A 14,342-nucleotide genomic window follows, 5' to 3' on the forward strand; every position below is an offset into this window, starting at 1 on the left:
GCTTTAAGCTTACTTATCGTTCAATGCAACTACGCCAGGAAGCACTTTGCCTTCCATGAACTCGAGCGATGCACCGCCACCTGTAGAGATGTGGTCCATTTTGTCAGCCAATTTGAACTTCTCAGCTGCTGCTGCGGAGTCACCGCCACCAATGATGGTGTATGCTTCTGTCTCTGCACAAGCTTCAGCAACCTCACGTGTACCATTAGAGAAAGGTTCAATTTCGAATACGCCCATTGGTCCGTTCCATACAACCAGCTTGGAGTTTTTAATTACTTCAGCATAGATTGCACGCGTTTTCGGTCCGATGTCCACGCCTTCCCAGTCTGCAGGGATGCCGTCGATGCCAACGATTTGTGTGTTTGCACTCGCACTGAAATCGTCAGATACAACGATATCTACCGGCAGGTAGAAATTTTTGCCCAATTTTTTCGCTTTTTCAATAAAACCAAGAGCAACATCCAGTTTGGAATCATCCAACAAAGATTGTCCGATTTCATGTCCTTGTGCTTTGAAGAACGTGTAAGTCAGACCGCCACCGATGATTACGTTGTCTGCAATGTTCAACAGGTTGTCGATTACATCGATTTTGTCTTTAACTTTGGAACCACCGATGATTGCTGTGAAAGGACGCTCAGGGTTGGAGATTGCTTTGCCCAACACTTCAAGTTCTTTCTCCATCAACAGACCGGATACTGCTGGCAACAAGTGAGCAATACCTTCTGTCGAAGCGTGTGCTCTGTGAGCTGCGCCGAATGCATCGTTAACGAATATGTCAGCCAGTTCAGCGAATTGTTTTGCCAATTCCGGATCGTTTTTCTCTTCACCTGCGTGGAAACGAACGTTCTCAAGCAACAATACGTCGCCGTTGTTCAGTTCAGCGATTTGAGCTTTTACTGTTTCGCCAACGGAATCATCTGCTTTAACCACTTTTTTACCGAGCAATTCGGACAAACGTTCAGCAGCTGGAGTCAAACGCATGGATTCAACCACTTCGCCTTTTGGACGACCCATGTGGCTTGCCAAAATAACTTTAGCGCCTTTTTCGATCAAATAATTGATCGTAGGAAGCGTGGCACGAATACGTTTGTCATCTGTAATTTTACCATCTTCGAGCGGCACATTAAAATCTACACGGACAAAAGCCCGTTTTCCTGTCAATTCGATATCGCGTACACTTTTTTTGTTCATCTGTATTTCCTCCGCACCCATGTATTTGTTGGACCAATCAAGAGCTGAAATCCCTTGTCAATCCTGGTGTTTTTGAGAAATTTGCAAAATGTTGATATATAAAGAGCGGAAACAATAGCATCTGTTTCCGCTCTATGTTATTGCAGATATTACTTGATCATTTTTGCAAAGTGCTCCAAAGTGCGAACCAGTTGAGCAGTGTAGGACATTTCATTGTCATACCAAGCTACAGTTTTAACCAATTGTTGGTCGCCAACAGTCAGAACTTTAGTTTGAGTTGCATCAAACAGGGAACCGAAAGTGATTCCTTGGATATCGGAAGATACGATTTCGTCTTCTGTGTATCCGAAAGTTTGTGGATCGGAAGCTTCTTTCATTACTGCGTTAACTTCTTCAGCAGTAACTTTTTTACCCAGAACAGTTACGAGCTCAGTCAGGGAACCAGTAGCTACTGGTACACGTTGAGCTGCACCATCAAGTTTGCCTTGCAGTTCTGGAATAACCAGACCGATTGCTTTAGCAGCACCAGTTGTGTTAGGGATGATGTTTTCAGCTGCTGCGCGAGCACGACGGAAGTCACCTTTAGGGTGTGGAGCATCCAAAGTGTTTTGGTCGCCAGTGTAAGCGTGAATTGTAGTCATCAAACCTTGAACGATTCCGAATTTGTCTTGCAGTGTTTTTGCCATAGGTGCCAGGCAGTTTGTTGTGCAAGATGCGCCGGAGATTACAGTTTCAGTACCGTCGAGGATTTCATGGTTTACGTTGTAAACAATGGTTTTCATGTCGCCAGTAGCTGGTGCGGAGATAACAACTTTCTTAGCTCCACCTTTCAAGTGTTTCTCAGCTGCTTCTTTAGTTGTGAAGAAACCAGTACATTCCAGAACGATATCTACGCCGAGGTCGCCCCATGGCAGTTCTTCTGGGTTACGGTTAGCCAATACTTTAACTTCTTTGCCGTTCACTTTGAAGAAGCCGTCGTGTATTTCAACATCGCCATCGAAGCGACCTTGAGTTGTATCATATTTGAGCAAATGAGCCAGCATTTTAGCATCAGTCAAGTCGTTGATTGCTACAACTTCAATGCCCTCTACATTTTGAATACGGCGGAATGCCAAACGACCAATACGTCCAAAACCGTTAATACCTACTTTAATCATGAGTAAGTTCCTCCCAAGTTTTGATTGATTTTTTTATGAAGCTTATATATTCAAGACAGACGGTGAAGTCCGTCAAGACAACAATGTTTGTGGTGCAAAATAAAGCCTTATTCCATTTCGGCAACGATGACTTCGGCAGCAGCCTCATCAATAATCAGAATATCTTCCTGACCAAATCGCAGGACGGAATGTATGGCAGCAGCCTTGCTTTTGCCGCCTGCAATCCCAATCACAACATCGGTCCGCTCAATATCCTGAAGTCGCATGCCCAGCGTAAGCATGGTATGTACCACCTCACCCTGATCATTAAAGTAATAACCGAAGGATTCCGATACGGCTCCTTGCTCCTGAAGTTCATCTATAATCTCAGGTGCAAGCTTACGTCGCCGTGCCATCTCTACGGCATCACCGATTCCATGAATGACGATTCGCGATTTACGGATCAGCTGCAGAATCTCCTGAACACTAGGGTCCTGGATTAGTGATTCGTAGGCGTGATCACTAAGCAAATCCGGTACATGCAGGAGTTTGTATTGGGCTCCTACCCGTTTTGCCATCGTGGATGCGATCGTATTGGCCTGAATTTCGAGGCTTTCTCCCAACCCGCCGCGTGCCGGTACGAACCAGACACCTTTCAGCGATGTTGGCGGAGTCAGTTGCTCTGCCACTCCAGCCGTTGTTGAACCGCCAGTAACGGCGACAACATCGTTATCACTCATAATATTACCCAGAGCCTTCGCTCCGGCTCTGCCGAGTTCCCGTTTGGCAAATGGAGAAATGTCCGAATCGCCAGGAACCACTACTACCTTTTGCAGACCGTAGGCTTGCTTGATGCGCTCTTCCAGTTCGGATAATCCAAACAGCTCTTTGGCGACGGGTTCCAACTGCTGCAGCAATTCATGCCCCGCCTCGCTGATCTTCATCCCTGCACTGTCAATTTCAATAAGTCCCTGAGCCTTTAACAAATCGGTCTCAGCTCTCAGAACCCGCTCGGTCATCTGCATGGAATTAGCTAACGTTCTTCGTCCGATCACATCCGATAACATGATCTGGTGCAGAATCGTATACCTCTTCTTCAAGACATCCATGAGATCAGGCAGAAGCTGCTTTTGCACTTCTAAAATCGTTCGCATGCTTTCCACTCCCGCAAGCTTCTCGTTCCAAGCTCTCTTTCATGGCCCTAAAACGTCCCGGGTTAACTTTTTAAGTCCCACGTCTATTCTACCTAAAACTGACGCGACATGCAAGTGTTTCGAAGCGTTAATTCGACAAGTTTCAGGCGTTTGTACGCGCCTATTTTCACAATGTCAATCTCCCAAGATCGAGAACAACCTGTCCGATACTATATATAGAAGGAAAGCAAAAATCTCATCTACATATTGCTCGCTTTTGTTTTTCATATAGTATGTCCCAAACCTCTTTTAGCATTTACCTATTTGCGCTCTTTATCCACTTATCTTCATCATGATCCATTTCTGAGTAATCCAAACCAAAACAGCGAGCATCTGCTTGCAATTAAATTACTCATGAGCTATAATCATTATTGCTGTCACATATTTGAAACTTATATTTCAAAACTGCTTTTAAGCAACTATATTTGCAGCAATAATCTATGTGCGCCCGTGGTCCAATGGATATGACGTAGGCCTCCGAAGCCTGAGATCCAAGTTCGATTCTTGGCGGGCGCGCCATTCTTAATTAGCAGCTCATAACCCTTTTAACCAATGAAACCGAATAGGTTTCTTTTTTTTCGAACTTAGTTTGACTTTCTTTGACTTTTTGTTTGAAATTGTTTATGATGTGGTTAATACGGTAACAGTTTATATATAAACACCAATTTAACATTTACATTTCCGAGGAGGTTTTTCACGTGAGTTATATTCCAATGGTCGTTGAACAGAGCAACCGGGGTGAGCGCGCCTATGACATCTATTCCAGATTGCTGAAGGATCGTATCATCTTCCTTGGCAGTGATGTAAATGACGTTGTGGCGAATGCCATCATGGCACAGATGTTGTTCCTAGCTGCGGAAGATCCGGAGAAAGACATTCACTTATACATCAATAGCCCAGGCGGATCGATTACAGCCGGTATGGCCATTTACGATACAATGCAATTCATCAAACCGGATGTATCTACCATCTGTGTAGGTATGGCGGCTTCCATGGGTGCATTCCTGTTGAACGCAGGTGCCAAAGGTAAACGTTTTGCTTTGCCTAACAGTGAAATCATGATTCACCAACCACTTGGTGGTGCGCAAGGTCAAGCTTCGGACATCGAAATCCGTGCCCGCCGCATCCTGAAAATGCGTGACACCTTGAACCGCATCATCTCTGAACGTTCAGGCCAACCGCTGGAGCGTATCGAGAAAGATACAGATCGTGACTACTTTATGAGTGCTGCTGAAGCTGCCGATTACGGTATCATCGATAAAGTCATCGAAAACGTAGGTTCCCAAGGCATCTAAGCCAAGTGAATCGCCAATTAAACGGATATACCATATAGCCAACTCAAACGGCAACGCCCAGTTGAGTTGGCTATATGAAAAAAGGACGCTCTCGTCAATATGACGAGAGCGTCCTTTTTTGAAGATACATATGAGTGCATGATATATATTTATTCGATTTTACTTTAACTCTAATACTTTTACTTGTTTGCTGTTAAGCCACTGAACGGCTCTGTGCCTTTAGGTAGCAACTCTTTATACGTGAACGGGAATTCCGGGAATCCTTCTGCGTAAGCTGTGTACTCATACAACTGGAAGAATACAACCACACCTGTTGGTGTTACATAGAAATCCTGATCCTTATTCAGGCCTTTATAGCCTTCAAGGTAACCTCCACGAGCTTTAAGCTGATCTCCAACTTTTTTGCTTACCGTTTCACGCACAGTTTTGTTGTTTTGAATCACATCATCCAGACTCAGTTCCTTACCGGAATCCAGGGCAAAGGTGTGTCCAGAACGAGTCGTCATGCCATGTGCACCAGCATAATCTTCATAACGCTGAGTAATCAGGCCCAGAACACCATTTTCGTTGTAAGTCACAACATAAGTGCTCTCAAATGCATATGGACGGTTCGCTGCTGCGTCGCCGAATTCCTTGGTTTGTTTTTTGAAATCCGCTACAAAAGCATCGACTTCATCTTTCAGCACCTTGTTGATGGCCGCTGCTGCTTTATCGTTAGCCAATCCGCTCACCTGAGGATATTGAATATCAACTTCGGCGTTCTTGATGCTCACCTTCACGGTAGCCGCCTTAACCGCCACACTATTCTGCTTCACCTTGCTCAGCGTCAGTGTCTTCGCTTTTCCATCCCAGCTGCCCTGAACTCCCAGATAATCTCTCATTGCAGAAAACGGAATATACAAGCGGCCGTTAATCAGTTTCGCTTCGAATTGTGGGTAGTAATTGTTAATTCTAACACTCGGTGCCCCATCAATCATGCTGATTGTCATCGTATTATTGGCTGCCGTTAAGGCGTACTCTTTAGCCTTTGCATCATATTTTAAGCTTCCACCCGCCACATCCTTCACTGCGGTAAGCGATACCCAGGTAGATCCACCTTGCAGAAGTCCTTTTTGAGTAAGTGTTTTGCCTCCCGATTTCAGGGTTACCTCAGTTGGTGTTGTCACTTTTGTCGATACAGATGCCGCCTGTACGGAACTATCCTGCCATACAGCCCCGCTCCCCACAATAATTCCTGCTGCCAATAGTGCACTTGTCCATTTTTTCCATGATGTCATATATATAACTCCTCTCTCGAATTCAAATTTGAGTGTCATTGCGTATGTATCCTGATTTGTTCGTATGTCTCATACGCTCACCTCTTTATTATAATTAACCCAATTCCGGAAAGGTTTACAGCTTCAGTTACAATGTTGTTCGATCCAGATGCCTATAATGAAGGTTTTGTTACGAACAAACGGACAAAAAAGATACCAAAAAACAGCAATTTAATTCTTCATATTTTAACTCTTCTTTTCAAACTTCATCAAAGTCCGTCTTTATAACAAAAAAGACGCTGTCCATCGGACAACGTCTTTGTCATTATTGCCTTTCGCCCGCCCAAGCATCTCTTTAACGGACATTTGGTAATGATTATTTTGCTTATTTCATTTCATAAGTAATATTGAGCGTTGTGCTTACTTTAACCTGTCCTGTTTCAATTTCTGTGCTACCAGCAGAATCAGCTGACGCTTTGGACATCAGAGACTCACTTGCATAGAACACAGGCACATTAGCGTCACCTTGACTCACGGAAAGAACAGCGCCCAATTGGCGTTTAACCGCTTTTGCAATAGCTCCAGCTTTTACATCAGCATTAGCTACGGCTTTCTCAATCACTTGAGCTTCAAAGCTCTCCGGTTTTTCGACGGTAAAACGTACATTCTCAATGTTATTGGCACCAGCTTCGGAAGCAGCATCCAAAAGCTCTCCGATCTTGTCCATCTGACGGTAAGTCACGGTCAGTGTGTGATGAGCGGTGTACCCTTTGATCTTTTGTCCGTCTTTGTCGCTATACGTATAGTTAGGCTGTACGTAGAACTGGCTGGTTTGAATATCGTCCGCACTGATTTTCCACGTACTTTTCAGCAGATTGCTCACCTTTTGAATTTTCGCTGCATTCGCTTTTTGAGCAGAGGCAGCTGTATCCGCCGTACTGTTCACTCCGATGGAAAGATAAGCGATGTCAGGCTTCACCTGAATCTCACCTGTACCCACAACGTTAATCACGTTTTGTTGTACCCCCTGTACCTCAGCAGCATACGCATAATTACTAGGCGCCACCCACGCCGTACCTCCAACCAGCAATGTACCTACAACCATCACCGCACCCAGCGGTTTCATCCATAATTTACCCATTACGTTAGCCTCCTTAAGTTTTAACATCTCTATCTCAAATCGATTTGATACCTAACAGACGGGCTTAATTCCATAATGTTGCACTTGACAGCCATAAAACGCAAAAAAGCCCCTTTCGGGACTTCTTCATTGGGTTCAAATCATATCTTATTGGTTCTCAAGCTCTTCCTTGCTTACCAGACTAACTAAAGCGTTTACAGCCTGTTCGGCGTCCGCACCTTCTGCACTAATCTGGATTTCCGTACCAGTACTGATTGCAAGGCTCATGATCCCCATGATACTTTTTGCATTTACTTTTTTGTCGTCCTTCTCGACGAACACTTCAGATGAGTACTTATTCGCTTCTTGAACGAACAGTGCCGCAGGTCTGGCATGGAGACCCGTTTTCAAACGGACAACTACCGGGTGCTTTGTCATGGAAACTTACCCCCTATTATGAAATCTGGACATTAAATACACAATTATATTTATAACATTATACCATATAACCAGAGCAGGACACTAGAAGAAAAACTCAGGGTAATTGGGATGTCATTATTATGACCCGTTTTAGCCTTTTTACATCGCCCCATTACACCTGAGCTGCCTCTCCTTTTTCAACCGTAACGCTCGTTACGAACCTTCTCAGCCAGCTCATCAATTTTGCGAAGCCGGTGATTCACTCCGGACTTGCTGACTGTACCCTTAAGCAGTTCGCCTACTTCCTTCAAGTTGATATCCGGATGGGCGAGTCTGACTTCAGCCACTTCACGAAGCTTCTCGGGCAGCGATTCCAGACCAACTTCCTTTTGCAACAGTCTGATGTTGTCAATCTGTCTGACTGCTGCTCCAATCGTTTTGTTCAGGTTAGCCGTCTCACAATTGACGATTCGGTTGACGGAATTACGCATATCTCGCATGATCCGCACATCCTCGAACTTGAAAAGGGCCTGATGTGCACCAATAATACTGAGCAGCTCAATGATTTTCTCGCCTTCCTTAATGTATAGGATGAATCCTTTTTTGCGTTCTATACACCGGGCATTGAGATGAAATTCATTCGCCAGGTCCACCAGGGCCTGACAGTGCTCCTCATACATGGACGCAATCTCCAGGTGGTAGGATGAACCTTCGGGATTGTTGACCGAGCCCCCCGCCATAAATGCTCCTCGGAGATAAGCCCGTTTACAGCAATTATTATTGAACAGCTCTCCACTGATCCCGGGAGTAAACAGAAATCCTTCGGAAACAATGTACAGCTCTTTTAATATCTCTTGTACCATGGTTGGAATTCGAACAATATACACATTGTTCTTTTTCAGCCGCATTTTTTTGCGGACAAGCAATTCCGTATGCACTTGAAAATGCTTTTTAAGCAGAGAGTATGCCCGTCTTGCAATGGCGGCATTCTCCGTCGAAATATCCAAGATGACTTTTTTATTCGATAACTGCACCGCACCAAGCATACGGATGAGGGCTGAAAGTTCCGCCTTTTCGCAGCACGGTTCGCTTTCAATCATCGTTAGTTCTTTTTTGGTCTGTGCTGCAAACGACATGGGACTTCACCTCTTCCGTAACATCCAATTTTGTACAAGTTGATAGATGTGATGGCTCAGCTTGTCGGCATCATGACGCAGATAAGTCCGGAACAGGACCAACGTATCCGCAACCACTTGATAGCCGGCACTCTTCAGCACATTCATATCGAGCACAACCGGTTTAGCTCCTTTTTCCGCATACTTATTCTGCACCTGCAGCGGAATATCACCATTATTTACAATGACATAGTCGAAAATCTGGTGTCCTATATGTTCATGTACCGCCTTGAGGTGGTCACTCACCGTGTAATTATCCGTCTCTCCCGGCTGTGTCATCACATTACAAATAAACATTTTCACGGCGTCAGCCTCAACGACAGCTTCAGCCAGCTTAGGTACAAGCAGATTGGGCAGAATGCTCGTGTAGAGACTACCTGGCCCAATCAGGATGGCGTCTGCCTGACGAATGGCTTCCACAGCCTCTGGCAACGGCTCCACGTGATCCGGTTCAAGGAAAACGCGTTTGATCCGTAAGCCAGCCTCAGGGATCTTGGACTCGCCCGTAACAATCGAGCCATCCTCCATCTCTGCATGCAGAATAACGGCCTGCCCGGCTGCGGGCAACACCTCACCCCGAACGGCAAACACGCGGCTAAGTTCCCGCACAGCGGTCACGAAGTCGCCCGATATATCCGTCATTGCAGCCAAAATCAAGTTACCCAGGCTGTGGCCTGCAAGCCCCGCGCCTGTATTGAAGCGATAATTCAGCATATCCGACAACAACGGTTCTACATCCGCTAGCGCCGTAAGTACGTTACGAATGTCGCCCGGAGGCGGCATTTGCAGCTCATTACGCAGGATGCCCGAACTTCCTCCGTCATCCGCCACCGTCACGATGGCCGTGATGTCCAGCGGCTTTTCCTTCAAACCGCGCAGCATCACGGATAATCCGGTTCCGCCGCCCATGACTACAATTCTCGGACGTTCTCTTCGTGGTCCGGCTTCTTTCATCCCTTCACCCTCTTCAATGACGGTCCCGGTCGGCGTCGCGATGGCTCACGGTGACAGCCTCAGTTTCGCTGCTTCCCAACATTTTGCCCAAATATTCCGATATTGCTACCGAACGATGCTTGCCTCCGGTACAGCCGATTCCAATAATAACCTGGCTTTTGCCTTCCTTCCGGTATTGCGGAATCAGAAAATGCAGCATATCCAGCAGCTTGGTCAGAAACGCCTGCGTCTCCGGCCATTTCATAACATATTCGTATACATCATTATTCTGTCCCGTATTCGGACGTAAATGCTCAATATAATGCGGATTTGGCAAGAAACGAACGTCAAACACCAGATCCGCATCAATTGGAATACCGTATTTGAACCCAAACGACGTAATATTTACCGACAGCATATGGCTTTCCAGATGAGAAAAGCGGGATATGATGCGCTCTTTCAGTTGAGCAGGCTTCATTGTACTGGTATTCAGCACCTGAGTGGCGGAATTTTTGAGCTCCTCCAGCATTTTACGTTCCAGCCGGATGCCGTCCAGCGGCATGCCCTCAGGAGCGAGTGGATGTCTGCGCCTGCTCTCCTTATAGCGCTGGACCAATACAGAGTCTGTCGCGTCCAGGAATAATATTTCGCAATGAATGGTAAAATGATCTTTAATATAGTTCAGTGACTCGGACAAAGCCGTAAAGAACTCACGCCCGCGAAGATCGATAACAAGTGCGACCTTGCCAATTTTGCCGTTCGATTGTTCAATCAGTTCCGCGAATTTCGGAATCAATACCGGCGGAAGATTATCCACACAGAAGAAACCAAGATCCTCCAGGCTTTGTACTGCAATCGTCTTGCCTGCCCCGGACATGCCCGTAATGATAATGAGCGTGGCGCCTGTGCCCGGTGAAACTTCACCTTCAAGCATAAATGTCCCCTCCTTATCATATTGCTGTCGGATTATACTGTTACGAGGTTACTAGGAACGCAAGAGAAGACCAGCCGCGCCAACAATACCTGCATTATTGCCAAGTGTTGCTTCAAGAATTTTAACGCCTTCTTGCAGTGGTTCAGGTGTCAATTTCGCAAATACAGTGCGTACTTCATCAAACAAAATATTACCCGCTTTGGACACACCGCCACCGATAATGAACATCTCGGGGTTAATTACAGCCGCTACAGCCGCCATCGATTTACCCAAATAGAACGCTGCACGATTGACGATACGCAATGCAACTTCATCGCCCGCCTTGGCTGCATCAAATACTTCCTTGGCTGCGATTTTGTCAACGAGTGCCAGTGATGTATGATCTCCACGCTCTACAGCGTCTTTGGCCATACGAATAATTCCCGTTGCTGAAGATACAGTTTCCACACATCCCATTTTGCCACATCCGCACTGGATCGCTTCCAGATCAGGGACAACACTGACATGACCAAGCTCACCAGCCATACCGGAGAAACCCTGATAGATCTTGCCGTTCAGAATCAGTCCGCCACCAACGCCTGTACCAAGCGTATAGCACACACAGTTGTCCACGCCCTTACCAGCGCCTGCCCATGCTTCACCCAGTGCAGCCACGTTTGCATCGTTATCTATTTTGACTGGCTTGCCCAGACGTTCTTCCAAAATCGAACGAATGGCTACATTCCGAAATCCAATGTTGGGGGCAAGAACGATAATTCCCTCGCGTACATTGGTGAACCCAGCCACGCCCGCTCCCACACCTTCAAGCTGCTCCCAGCTGAAAGGCGATTCGGCAACGATATGACGGACATACTTCTCGATGTTGGCAATGACCGTGTCAACGCCCTTATCCACTTCAGTCGGTCCTTCATACGTATACATAAGCTGACCGTGTTCATCACATATACCGACCTTGATTGCTGTTCCGCCGAGATCGACCCCAACGTAGATTTTCTCAGACATGCTACAAGCCACCTTTATCTATCTATAATAGTTTAATCCTACGTACCAACTATAATTGAAGGATACGCCTGGGTCAAGACGATAAGACCTTTGCTGTGATTAGCTTCCCCGCTATTGTGAACAACATCACAGGCTATTTTTGAATACGTATACAACCCCATTTGTCTCTATTAAAAACGCAAGCTTCATTTCTTCCTCCATAGAAGAGGAAGCCTCAACTCATGATATTGCATATCCACTCGTTCCATGCGTAAAAGATGACATTTGTCATCTGAAAGTTATGACAGCTCTTATTAACCCATACCCAGTGCGTTCAGGAAACAGATACCTTCTCTGACAATGTCACCTTAGGGAAAGAGAGCAAAAACGCCATCCAGAAAATGGGTGGCGTTTTACATTTCTTTGAACAATTACCTAGCATTCAGCAGCTATTCAGCTACTGGTCACAACTTCGTTTCCACACGAATGGGCTCTTCCGTTTTTTCCATCTTGTTAACATCCAGAATATCAAGCAGGAAGACAAAGATCGGAATACCGATGATAAGCCCCCAGATTCCCAGGAAATGTTGAGACAGAATCAGTACGATAAACGTGTAGAACATCGGCAATTTGGTTTTGTGCGCCATCAGCTTCGGATTCAGGAAGTACGTCTCCAGCGCATGAATGATGATGATCATAATGATCACGATTACGCTGAGCTGCAATCCTCCTAGTTGATATCCTATTAGACACAGTGGAATCAATGAAATGATAACCCCCGCAACAGGTACCAGACTCAGCATGAACACCAGAATGGTCAAGGCGAATAAGTACGGGAAACCAAGTATCCATAATCCCAAAATCGTCAAAGCTGTATTGAATACCGCAATCAACAACTGCGCCTCAATGACTTTACCGAAGGAAGATACAAATTTATCTCCAAGGTAAGCCACTTCATTATAGAACCAGCCAATCTTGCTTGTTTTGAACTTGGAGGTAAACTTGGAAATCTCCCGCTTTTGCAACAAGAAGAACAGACTGAGGATGATGACCAGCAGAATGAACTCCAACCATTTGCTTAACGCAAAAATATACTTCAATGCATCGTTGGTATAGTTTTTAATATCGAACGATTGCAGATAACCTGCAATTTTGGAAGCAAAATTATCACCGTCCGCGGTATCAAGAAACTTCATGATCTCATTCGTTAACTGAACGACCTGATCCACGATCCGTGGTGAATACCTGGAGATACCCAGAACAATGGCTGCAATAACGATAAGATAGAGCAGGATGACGACAACTTTATAGTTAACCGGAAATAAACGATTCAACTTCTCTGTAATAAAATGCTGCAACCTGTTCATGACATACGTCACCAGGAATAACAGCAAAATCATGTGCAGCATACTCCCCATGCTGAAAAGCACCAAACAAAACAACAGCAGGATCAAAAATCGCCGCACTGTTGCATTCTGTAACCAATCTTTTATCATTTCCCCCAAAGTCTTCACCTCACAGCTAATATGCCCATTATGTATACGATCTGATGCTCATTTTGGTTTCAAAAAAAGAGAAGCCTTCCGGCTTCTCACATCATGAGACTTCCCGTTGTCTCTATTACTTAATTTATGCCAAACCATACCCTTTTCATGCTTACTTATCCAGTGTTTCGCTCCAGTCATGCACAATGCTGCCTTCAAGGAATTTCTCGCAGTCCATTGCGGCCATACACCCTGAACCTGCTGCTGTAATGGCCTGACGGTACTTCGTATCCTGAACATCACCACAGGCGAACACACCCGGAATGTTAGTCTCGGTAGTACCCGGTTTAACGACAACATAGCCGTGTTCATCCAGTGTAATCTGATTGCTCAGGAAACCCGTATTCGGTGTATGCCCAATTGCAATGAATACGCCGTCGGCTTCAAGCAACTCTTCCTGCCCAGTCTCGTTATTGCGCACCTTAAGCCCTTTAACGCCAAGAGCTTCAGGCACAACTTCGAGCGGTGTACGGTTCAACGCCCATTTCACCTTCTCGTTGCCGCGAGCCCGATCCTGCATAATTTTCGATGCACGCAATTCGTCCCGGCGGTGAACCAGGGTAACGTCTGTTGCAAAACGGGTCAGGAAGCTGGCCTCCTCCATCGCGGAGTCTCCACCGCCGACAACGACGATCTTTTTGCCACGGAAAAAGAATCCGTCACATGTGGCACATGTGCTTACCCCACGTCCCACATTCTCCTGCTCTCCCGGAATGCCGAGATAACGGGCCGAAGCGCCGGTAGAGATAATGATCGAATCGGCTTCCAGTTCACCGATGCCTCCAACTTTAACCTTGAAGGGCGGTTTGCTGAAATCCACTTCCTCCACCCAACCATTTTTGAACTCCGCGCCAAAACGCTCCGCTTGCTTGCGCATATTGTCCATCAATTCCGGACCCATGATGCCTTGTGGAAAACCAGGGAAATTCTCAACTTCCGTTGTCGTCGTCAATTGACCACCCGGTTGTAGACCTTCGATAACCAGTGGGTTAAGATTAGCACGAGCCAGATATATCGCTGCTGTCAGACCCGCAGGTCCGGTTCCGATCACAATCGTTCTGTATTTAGTCATATAGATACAGCCTCCTTAATAAGGTTGAGAGTGTGTTGAGTGGCGATTAACTTGCTATGATGATATCCTACAGGCATATCGAGACCTATTCG

Annotated in this window: 13 protein-coding genes and 1 tRNA gene; 2 read left to right on the forward strand and 12 right to left on the reverse strand. The window is 45.9% G+C overall.

The window, feature by feature from the left end:
- Nucleotides 1–9: 9 nt before the first annotated feature.
- The 3 genes from QP794_RS28265 to QP794_RS28275 all read right to left on the reverse strand — a co-directional run bounded on the left by QP794_RS28265 (nucleotide 10) and on the right by QP794_RS28275 (nucleotide 3,481).
- Nucleotides 10–1,191 carry a phosphoglycerate kinase gene (locus tag QP794_RS28265; RefSeq protein WP_285080057.1) on the reverse strand — a complete coding sequence of 394 codons (1,182 nt, stop codon included), beginning with the start codon at nucleotides 1,189–1,191 and terminating at the stop codon, nucleotides 10–12.
- Nucleotides 1,192–1,340: 149 nt separating this feature from the next.
- The gene (gap, locus tag QP794_RS28270) at nucleotides 1,341–2,348 is read right to left on the reverse strand and encodes a type I glyceraldehyde-3-phosphate dehydrogenase (RefSeq protein WP_285080058.1); all 1,008 of its coding nucleotides are present in this window, start codon (nucleotides 2,346–2,348) and stop codon (nucleotides 1,341–1,343) included.
- 107 nt (nucleotides 2,349–2,455) lie between these two features.
- Nucleotides 2,456–3,481, reverse strand: coding sequence for a sugar-binding transcriptional regulator (locus QP794_RS28275; protein ID WP_024629504.1), 1,026 nt, complete (start codon nucleotides 3,479–3,481; stop codon nucleotides 2,456–2,458).
- 483 nt (nucleotides 3,482–3,964) lie between these two features.
- On the opposite strand from QP794_RS28275, the gene QP794_RS28280 reads away from it, so the two are divergent.
- A tRNA-Arg gene (locus QP794_RS28280) sits at nucleotides 3,965–4,039 on the forward strand.
- Between the two features lie 179 nt (nucleotides 4,040–4,218).
- Nucleotides 4,219–4,815, forward strand: a complete 597-nt coding sequence (gene clpP / locus QP794_RS28285) for an ATP-dependent Clp endopeptidase proteolytic subunit ClpP (protein ID WP_079344952.1) — start codon at nucleotides 4,219–4,221, stop codon at nucleotides 4,813–4,815.
- Between the two features lie 179 nt (nucleotides 4,816–4,994).
- Here clpP and QP794_RS28290 read toward each other — a convergent pair whose 3' ends face one another.
- From QP794_RS28290 to trxB, 9 genes are all read right to left on the reverse strand, one after another.
- Nucleotides 4,995–6,092 (reverse strand): PdaC/SigV domain-containing protein, encoded by a 1,098-nt coding sequence (locus QP794_RS28290; protein WP_285080059.1) that lies wholly within the window; start codon nucleotides 6,090–6,092, stop codon nucleotides 4,995–4,997.
- Between the two features lie 364 nt (nucleotides 6,093–6,456).
- Entirely contained in the window at nucleotides 6,457–7,212 is a 756-nt protein-coding gene (locus tag QP794_RS28295) for an SIMPL domain-containing protein (protein ID WP_285080060.1), read from the reverse strand.
- A 147-nt stretch (nucleotides 7,213–7,359) separates the two neighbouring features.
- Entirely contained in the window at nucleotides 7,360–7,629 is a 270-nt protein-coding gene (locus tag QP794_RS28300) for an HPr family phosphocarrier protein (protein ID WP_017691248.1), read from the reverse strand.
- Nucleotides 7,630–7,808: 179 nt separating this feature from the next.
- Complete coding sequence (whiA, locus tag QP794_RS28305; RefSeq protein ID WP_024634130.1) at nucleotides 7,809–8,747, reverse strand: DNA-binding protein WhiA; 939 nt, start codon at nucleotides 8,745–8,747, stop codon at nucleotides 7,809–7,811.
- Between the two features lie 6 nt (nucleotides 8,748–8,753).
- Nucleotides 8,754–9,740: a gluconeogenesis factor YvcK family protein gene (locus QP794_RS28310; protein ID WP_024634129.1), complete on the reverse strand. Its 987-nt coding sequence runs from the start codon at nucleotides 9,738–9,740 to the stop codon at nucleotides 8,754–8,756.
- A gap of 13 nt (nucleotides 9,741–9,753) precedes the next feature.
- Complete coding sequence (rapZ, locus tag QP794_RS28315; protein ID WP_024634128.1) at nucleotides 9,754–10,653, reverse strand: RNase adapter RapZ; 900 nt, start codon at nucleotides 10,651–10,653, stop codon at nucleotides 9,754–9,756.
- Nucleotides 10,654–10,704: 51 nt separating this feature from the next.
- Nucleotides 10,705–11,655: an ROK family glucokinase gene (locus QP794_RS28320; RefSeq protein WP_024634127.1), complete on the reverse strand. Its 951-nt coding sequence runs from the start codon at nucleotides 11,653–11,655 to the stop codon at nucleotides 10,705–10,707.
- A 443-nt stretch (nucleotides 11,656–12,098) separates the two neighbouring features.
- A complete protein-coding gene (locus tag QP794_RS28325; protein ID WP_029881471.1) occupies nucleotides 12,099–13,130 on the reverse strand; it encodes an AI-2E family transporter in 1,032 nt (343 codons plus the stop codon).
- Nucleotides 13,131–13,290: 160 nt separating this feature from the next.
- Nucleotides 13,291–14,250, reverse strand: a complete 960-nt coding sequence (trxB, locus tag QP794_RS28330; RefSeq protein WP_094939552.1) for a thioredoxin-disulfide reductase — start codon at nucleotides 14,248–14,250, stop codon at nucleotides 13,291–13,293.
- Nucleotides 14,251–14,342 lie beyond the last annotated feature (92 nt).

The sequence above is a fragment of the Paenibacillus sp. UMB7766-LJ446 genome, from assembly GCF_030226665.1.
In the GTDB taxonomy this organism is placed as follows: domain Bacteria; phylum Bacillota; class Bacilli; order Paenibacillales; family Paenibacillaceae; genus Paenibacillus; species Paenibacillus vandeheii.

Coding starts and splice junctions, on each gene's coding strand:
- QP794_RS28265 (WP_285080057.1), bottom strand. CDS start 1,191: ATGAACAAAAAAAGTGTACGCGATATCGAATTGACAGGAAAACGGGCT.
- gap (WP_285080058.1), bottom strand. CDS start 2,348: ATGATTAAAGTAGGTATTAACGGTTTTGGACGTATTGGTCGTTTGGCA.
- QP794_RS28275 (WP_024629504.1), bottom strand. CDS start 3,481: ATGCGAACGATTTTAGAAGTGCAAAAGCAGCTTCTGCCTGATCTCATG.
- QP794_RS28290 (WP_285080059.1), bottom strand. CDS start 6,092: ATGACATCATGGAAAAAATGGACAAGTGCACTATTGGCAGCAGGAATT.
- QP794_RS28295 (WP_285080060.1), bottom strand. CDS start 7,212: ATGGGTAAATTATGGATGAAACCGCTGGGTGCGGTGATGGTTGTAGGT.
- QP794_RS28300 (WP_017691248.1), bottom strand. CDS start 7,629: ATGACAAAGCACCCGGTAGTTGTCCGTTTGAAAACGGGTCTCCATGCC.
- whiA (WP_024634130.1), bottom strand. CDS start 8,747: ATGTCGTTTGCAGCACAGACCAAAAAAGAACTAACGATGATTGAAAGC.
- QP794_RS28310 (WP_024634129.1), bottom strand. CDS start 9,740: ATGAAAGAAGCCGGACCACGAAGAGAACGTCCGAGAATTGTAGTCATG.
- rapZ (WP_024634128.1), bottom strand. CDS start 10,653: ATGCTTGAAGGTGAAGTTTCACCGGGCACAGGCGCCACGCTCATTATC.
- QP794_RS28320 (WP_024634127.1), bottom strand. CDS start 11,655: ATGTCTGAGAAAATCTACGTTGGGGTCGATCTCGGCGGAACAGCAATC.
- QP794_RS28325 (WP_029881471.1), bottom strand. CDS start 13,130: ATGATAAAAGATTGGTTACAGAATGCAACAGTGCGGCGATTTTTGATC.
- trxB (WP_094939552.1), bottom strand. CDS start 14,250: ATGACTAAATACAGAACGATTGTGATCGGAACCGGACCTGCGGGTCTG.